The organism is Chamaesiphon sp. GL140_3_metabinner_50, assembly GCF_025361915.1.
Classification (GTDB): Bacteria; Cyanobacteriota; Cyanobacteriia; order Cyanobacteriales; family Chamaesiphonaceae; genus Chamaesiphon.
Genome location: NZ_JANYJC010000132.1, coordinates 1 through 6,061, shown reverse-complemented (window position 1 = coordinate 6,061; position 6,061 = coordinate 1). Strand labels below are relative to the sequence as shown.

Annotated in this window: 7 protein-coding genes and 1 pseudogene; 4 read left to right on the top strand and 4 right to left on the bottom strand. The window is 45.6% G+C overall.

The window, feature by feature from the left end; translation table 11 throughout:
- Positions 1 to 448, bottom strand: a 448-nt coding sequence (locus Q0R35_RS07100; RefSeq protein WP_295615398.1) for a DUF938 domain-containing protein, incomplete at its 3' end; no start/stop codon positions are given.
- Positions 449 to 647: 199 nt separating this feature from the next.
- Here Q0R35_RS07100 and sir point away from each other — a divergent pair.
- Positions 648 to 2,392: pseudogene (sir, locus tag Q0R35_RS07095) on the top strand (sulfite reductase, ferredoxin dependent).
- A 169-nt stretch (positions 2,393 to 2,561) separates the two neighbouring features.
- Here the strand turns inward: sir and Q0R35_RS07090 are convergent.
- The 3 genes from Q0R35_RS07090 to Q0R35_RS07080 are packed head-to-tail and all read right to left on the bottom strand — an operon-like array spanning position 2,562 to position 3,261.
- Positions 2,562 to 2,807 (bottom strand): hypothetical protein, encoded by a 246-nt coding sequence (locus tag Q0R35_RS07090; protein ID WP_295615397.1) that lies wholly within the window; start codon positions 2,805 to 2,807, stop codon positions 2,562 to 2,564.
- A complete protein-coding gene (locus tag Q0R35_RS07085) occupies positions 2,808 to 3,029 on the bottom strand; it encodes a hypothetical protein (RefSeq protein WP_295615396.1) in 222 nt (73 codons plus the stop codon). It abuts the gene before it with no gap.
- Between the two features lie 16 nt (positions 3,030 to 3,045).
- Entirely contained in the window at positions 3,046 to 3,261 is a 216-nt protein-coding gene (locus tag Q0R35_RS07080) for an addiction module protein (RefSeq protein WP_295615395.1), read from the bottom strand.
- A gap of 193 nt (positions 3,262 to 3,454) precedes the next feature.
- On the opposite strand from Q0R35_RS07080, the gene Q0R35_RS07075 reads away from it, so the two are divergent.
- From Q0R35_RS07075 to dxr, 3 genes are all read left to right on the top strand, one after another.
- A complete protein-coding gene (locus tag Q0R35_RS07075) occupies positions 3,455 to 4,102 on the top strand; it encodes an HAD-IB family phosphatase (RefSeq protein ID WP_295615393.1) in 648 nt (215 codons plus the stop codon).
- Positions 4,103 to 4,104: 2 nt separating this feature from the next.
- Entirely contained in the window at positions 4,105 to 4,644 is a 540-nt protein-coding gene (locus tag Q0R35_RS07070) for an HD domain-containing protein (protein ID WP_295615392.1), read from the top strand.
- Between the two features lie 67 nt (positions 4,645 to 4,711).
- On the top strand, positions 4,712 to 5,893 hold the full coding sequence (gene dxr, locus Q0R35_RS07065) for a 1-deoxy-D-xylulose-5-phosphate reductoisomerase (protein ID WP_295615390.1): 1,182 nt from the start codon (positions 4,712 to 4,714) through the stop codon (positions 5,891 to 5,893).
- The last annotated feature ends 168 nt before the right edge of the window (positions 5,894 to 6,061 follow it).

The window sequence follows — 6,061 nt, the reverse complement described above, 5'->3', positions numbered from 1 at the left end:
GAATTCCACCTTGCTTGAACGGGCCGTATAAATACAAGATACCACCTATGGGCAGAACGCGGTTTGCGCCAGCAAATAACCCCAAATAAGCAGATCGTGGCGCAATATGAATCATGTTAATATTCACGATCGCGGTAATTGGCTCTTTTGATTCTACCAACCATTCAGGACTACTCGCATCGAGATCGATCGGGGGATATACATTATCGCATGGTACCGACTGTTGCCATGCAGCAATACTCGCTCTGGCATCGGGATTGGGATCTGAGGGGAGCCAATAGCGCGGTGCGAGTTGGGGAGCCATGAACACCGCATGTTCGCCAGTTCCGCTAGAAATTTCGAGGATCGTACCCGTTGGCGGTAAGACTTGCTGCAAAACTGCGAGAATTGGTTCGCGATTGCGTTCGGTTGCGGGTGCATACCGCCGGAGATCTGGGGTGTCTGCCATCGATCTTTGACTACTGAGCTTTAACTACCTTAGTATAAGCCAGCCTTCGAGTGTTAAAATCCGATCTAATAGCGGCTAAATTCCGAAATTTTCGCTGTGAACCACCTCAACACAGACGTTAGAATGAACAGACTATAGATCTTAATTATTAGGATTGCTATAGGCTAGATTTTCGCCTGCAAGGATCCTTAAACTCAGTATGGTTAACACTTCCGCCCCCAAAAAGCTCGCCAAAGTAGAACATTTAAAGACAGATAGTAACTATCTGCGGGAACCCGTTGCCAGCGAGCTACTTCTCGATACAAATTATTTCACTGAAGACGCAATTCAGATCCTCAAGTTTCACGGCTCCTATCAGCAGGATAATCGCGACAATCGCGTCAAAGGTGCCGAAAAAGATTATCAGATGATGCTCCGCACCCGCAATCCGGGCGGATTTATTCCACCCCAATTGTACTTGGCACTCGATCGATTAGCCAGTGACTACGGTAACGAAACTATCCGCGCGACTACCCGCCAGGGTTTTCAGATGCATGGCATTCTCAAAAAGAATCTCAAACCTGCCATCGATGCGATCGTGCAGAACATGGGTTCTACCCTCGGTGCCTGTGGCGACTTGAACCGGAACGTGATGGCACCCCCAGCACCATTCAAAAACAAGCCAGAGTATGTCAATGCCTTGGCTTATGCCGATACTATTGCTGACTTGCTCACGCCCCACACAGGCGCATATTACGATATCTGGTTAGATGCGAAAAAGTCATTACAGGCGAACCAATTCCCGAAGTTAAAGCAGCCCTAAAACAAAATCTCAACCACACGCTGTTTGCAGAGGGTGAAGAACCAATTTACGGTACTCAATATCTGCCCCGTAAGTTTAAAATTGCCATCACAGTTCCCGGCGATAACTCGATCGATATCTTCTCACAAGATTTAGGTTTGGTCATTATTTCTGATGACAAAGGCGAAGTCTTAGGCTTTAATATTTATGCTGGTGGCGGATTAGGACGCACCCATAATAAAGAAGAAACATTCGCCCGCATTGCCGATCCGATCGGGTATGTACCCAAAGATGATATCTATAATTTAGTTAAAGCGATCGTTTCTACCCAGCGCGATTATGGCGATCGTACCAACCGCCGTCACGCTCGCATGAAGTACCTAATTAACGATTGGGGCGTAGCTAAATTCACCGCCAAAGTAGAAGAATATTACGGCAAAACCATCGAACCATTAAAGGAACTTCCAGCCTTTAAATATATCGATTTTTTAGGTTGGCACGAACAAGGCGACGGTAAAGTATTTTTAGGTATCTCAGTTGTCAATGGACGAATTAAAGACGAAGGCGATTTTAAACTCCGTACCGCATTGCGAGAAATCGTGCAGACGTACCAAATTCCGATGCGCGTCACTCCTCACCAGAACGTGTTGATTTACGACATCGAGCCAGCCGACAAAGCCGCGATCGACAGCATCCTGATCGAAAATGGAGTCGAACCCGATCCTCTCAAAATCGATAATCTCGTCCGCTACTCGATGGCTTGCCCAGCCCTGCCTACCTGCGGTCTGGCAGTCACCGAATCCGAGCGCGTAGCTCCTAGCGTCAACGAGCGTTTCCGCGCCCTCCTGACCAAATTAGACCTACCTGACGAGCAATTTGTCATCCGCATGACTGGTTGCCCCAATGGTTGCGCCCGTCCCTATATGGCAGAAGTTGGTTTCGTGGGTAGTTTCCCCGAAAGTTATCAAGTGTGGCTGGCTGGTTGCCCTGCTCAGACGCGTCTGGCGCAGGTTTATACCGACAGAATGCACATTGACGATCTGGAAACTTTCTTTACGCCGATGTTTGAATATTTCAAACGCGATCGTAAGCCAGGTGAAGGGTTCGGCGATTTTTGTTATCGTGTTGGCTTAGACTCTCTTCGAGAGGTTTGCAAGCATTAATTAACCCCAAAAATCTGTAGGTTGGGTCGAGCAAATGCGAAACCCAACTAACACACCAATATCTCAGAAATGCTGGGTTTCATTCTTCTAACACAAACATCCTAGAAATGTTGGGTTTCATTCTTCAACCCAGCCTACAGATCTACAGATCTTTACTAGAAAGGCTAGCTTACTCCCAATATTCTATTACCTTGTCTCTATTTGGATTGTTAAGCTTTGCAAGGCAATCCTTTCCTAGTTCCTGAATTTCTGAATCACAGCAATCGAGACAACGCATAGCCAACCTTTTCACCAATGACTCGTCAATATGCCAATACACTTCAATTAATCTTAGGTATTCCCATTCGTCATTTTTTTGCAGCATTGGTTTTGCCACTTCTTCTATGTAATCTAATACCCAATTTTTAGGTAACATTCAGATGCCAGCACGCCCCAGTTCAATATTCCTGATATTCTGACACTGACAAGCTAATTCTATTAACTCTGAAAGAATTTCTCGTCCTTTCATAACCTCCATCTGCTCGATTAGTTCTGGATAAACTAATAAATCTGGATGATAAGAATTTAAAAAGCGTTGAAAATTGATATCATATGCGCATTCTGGATTTAATTCGATCGTGGTATTCGAGGTTTTCATTGTGATGGATACATAACTATTTAATCGAAGCTTTAACTTCTGCCCAAGTCATTACCTTGTCAAGATTTGCTTCATAATCATCAATGCGTCGATCGAGTTCCCGCTTTTGTGGTTCTGTAAGATTGGGATCGACTTGTTCTGCGGCGATACTATCTAAGATACATTGTACCAGACGAATTCGATCCTGGATATCTAAAGCAACGATTTGATTTAAAGTGGTTGTGATGTCCATGAAGCTCCCTTAAATACTGGAGGGATTGAAGTTAATGCACTTTAAATATAACATTATCGGAGAGACTGCTCTAATTGCGCTACGGCAGAAAGACATCATTTTCAGGGTTATTCCAAACTGATCGTCATAGACTGAAATTACAATTTTGCTAAACTGTAGCGAATAGATATTGCAACTATCGATCGGGACTGAAATGAAAAGAATTGTTTTTTGTGATTTTGATGGTACGATTACCGTCGCTGAAACGTTTGTGGCAATGGTAAATCGATTTACGCCAGCAGTCGCCGCGCTGGTATTACCAGAAATTTATGCCAAGAGATTGACACTGCGCCAAGGGGTCAGACAAATGCTAGAATCGATCCCATCTACTAGTTATCCAAATATTATCGAGTTTACCCGATCGCAACCGATTCGAGCTGGATTTGGAGAGTTTTTAGACTTTTTAAAACGTCAGCAAATACCGATTGTCATTATTTCGGGCGGACTGCATGGCATGGTCGCATCGACACTCGCGCCTTATGCAGATAAAATCGCGGCAATTCACGCGATCGATATCGATAGTTCCGGTACATATTTACAGGCAAATTCGCGTTATGAAGGTGGCACGGAAATGGTTGCTAAAGCTCAAATTATGGCTGGTTATAGTGCAGATGAGACGATCGCGATCGGCGATTCTATTACCGATTGGAATTTGGCTTTAGCCGCAGATTATGTCTTTGCTCGTCTGCCATTGACTGAATATTTAGATGCCCAAAATAAGCCTTATTTTACCTGGAATGATTTTAACGATATTCGCGATCGAATTGCAGGAGAATTAATAAATAATAAAAATATGTTGTAAAAATGACATCTAATTGGGATCGAGAGTTATATATTAAAGCTTGCTTATTTGCAGCGACAGCGCATCGGGGACAACTGCTACCGGGGAGCGATTTACCCTACTCGATTCATTTGAATTTGGTAAGTATGGAAATTCTTGCCGCGCTGAGTGCCGAATCGGGCTGCGATGGTGACTTAGCGGTGCAATGTGCTTTGCTGCACGATACGATCGAAGATACGGAAACTAGTTACGAACAAATTGCCGTGCTGTTTGGTGTGAATGTCGCTGACGGGGTGGCGGCGTTGAGTAAAAATCCCGCGCTAGAGAAATCATTGCAATTATCGGATAGTCTAGAGCGGATTGGGCAGCAACCGATCGCCGTGTGGATGGTAAAATTAGCCGATCGGATTACTAATCTTCAGCCGCCACCACCGCATTGGGATGTCGCTAAAATTCGCCGCTATCGGGATGAAGCGATCGAAATTCATACAAAGCTACAGGCGGCTAGTCCTTACCTAGCGGCGAGATTAGCCCAAAAAATTCAAAATTATCGAGTTTCTTAAACGATCGATCCCCGATCGCCGTAAGATTAAGAGATTGGATAAATCTTGAAGATCGGCAAAATAGATTGTGAAAGCGATTACTTTACTCGGTTCTACTGGCTCGATCGGGACTCAAACCCTAGATATCGTCGAAAACAACCCCGATAAGTTTCGGATTGTGGGATTGGCGGCGGGTAGTAATGTCGAAATGTTAGCTCGACAAGTGCGTCAGTTTCGCCCCGAAATTGTGGCGATTGGGAATGAAGCCAAGTTAGCTGAGTTAAAAGCGGCAATCGCCGATCTCGATTATCGTCCCATTATCGTGGCTGGCGCGCAGGGCACGATCGAAGTTGCCAGTTATGGCGACGCTCAGAGTGTCGTGACGGGAATTGTCGGCTGTGCGGGACTTTTACCTACTATTGCAGCGATTGAAGCAGGTAAAGATATTGCGCTGGCTAATAAAGAAACCCTAATTGCTGGGGGGCCAGTCGTGCTACCGTTAGTCGAGAAACATGGGGTCAAATTACTCCCCGCCGACTCCGAACATTCGGCAATTTTTCAATGTTTGCAAGGCGTTCCCGCTGGTGGCTTGCGGCGAATTATCCTCACGGCTTCCGGTGGCGCATTTCGCGATCTGCCTGCGGAGAAATTAGCCTCAGTGAAGGTTGCTGACGCGCTCAAGCACCCGAATTGGTCGATGGGGCAAAAAATTACCATTGACTCAGCAACGCTGATGAACAAGGGTTTAGAGGTGATTGAGGCGCATTATTTATTTGGCTTGGGTTACGAACACATCGATATTGTCGTCCACCCGCAGAGTATCATTCACTCGCTGATTGAAGTCCAGGATACCTCGGTGTTGGCGCAGTTGGGTTGGCCTGATATGCGGTTGCCCTTACTATATGCGCTATCGTGGCCCGATCGGATTTATACTAATTGGGAGAAGTTCGATCTGGTTAAAGCTGGCGATTTGACATTTAGATCGCCCGATCGTGAGAAATATCCCTGTATCGGATTAGCTTATGCAGCAGGTGAGGCTGGCGGATCGATGCCTGCGGTATTGAATGCGGCTAACGAGCAAGCTGTAGCCCTATTTTTAGCAGAACAAATTCAGTTTTTAGATATTCCTAGCACGATCGAACGAGTTTGCGATAAGCATCGTGATGATTTTACGGCAACACCTAGTTTAGATGATATCTTGAATGCCGATCGTTGGGCGAGACAAATGGCGATCGAACTCAATCAGCAAGCGGTGGCGAAGATTTTCTAAAGGCGATCGATCCTGCTCGTAAATAGCCATAAATAGAGGTAGGGGCAATTCAGGAATTGCCCCTACCTCTATTTATGGCTATTTACGAGCAGGATCGATCGCCTTTAGAAAATCTTCGCCACCGCTTGCTGATTGAGTTCGATCGCCATTTGTCTCGCCCAACGATCG

Excerpts from the sequence above, each read along its gene's own strand:
- Q0R35_RS07090 (WP_295615397.1), bottom strand. The coding sequence starts at position 2,807 with ATGTTACCTAAAAATTGGGTATTAGATTACATAGAAGAAGTGGCAAAA.
- Q0R35_RS07085 (WP_295615396.1), bottom strand. The coding sequence starts at position 3,029 with ATGAAAACCTCGAATACCACGATCGAATTAAATCCAGAATGCGCATAT.
- Q0R35_RS07070 (WP_295615392.1), top strand. The coding sequence starts at position 4,105 with ATGACATCTAATTGGGATCGAGAGTTATATATTAAAGCTTGCTTATTT.
- Q0R35_RS07080 (WP_295615395.1), bottom strand. The coding sequence starts at position 3,261 with ATGGACATCACAACCACTTTAAATCAAATCGTTGCTTTAGATATCCAG.
- Q0R35_RS07075 (WP_295615393.1), top strand. The coding sequence starts at position 3,455 with ATGAAAAGAATTGTTTTTTGTGATTTTGATGGTACGATTACCGTCGCT.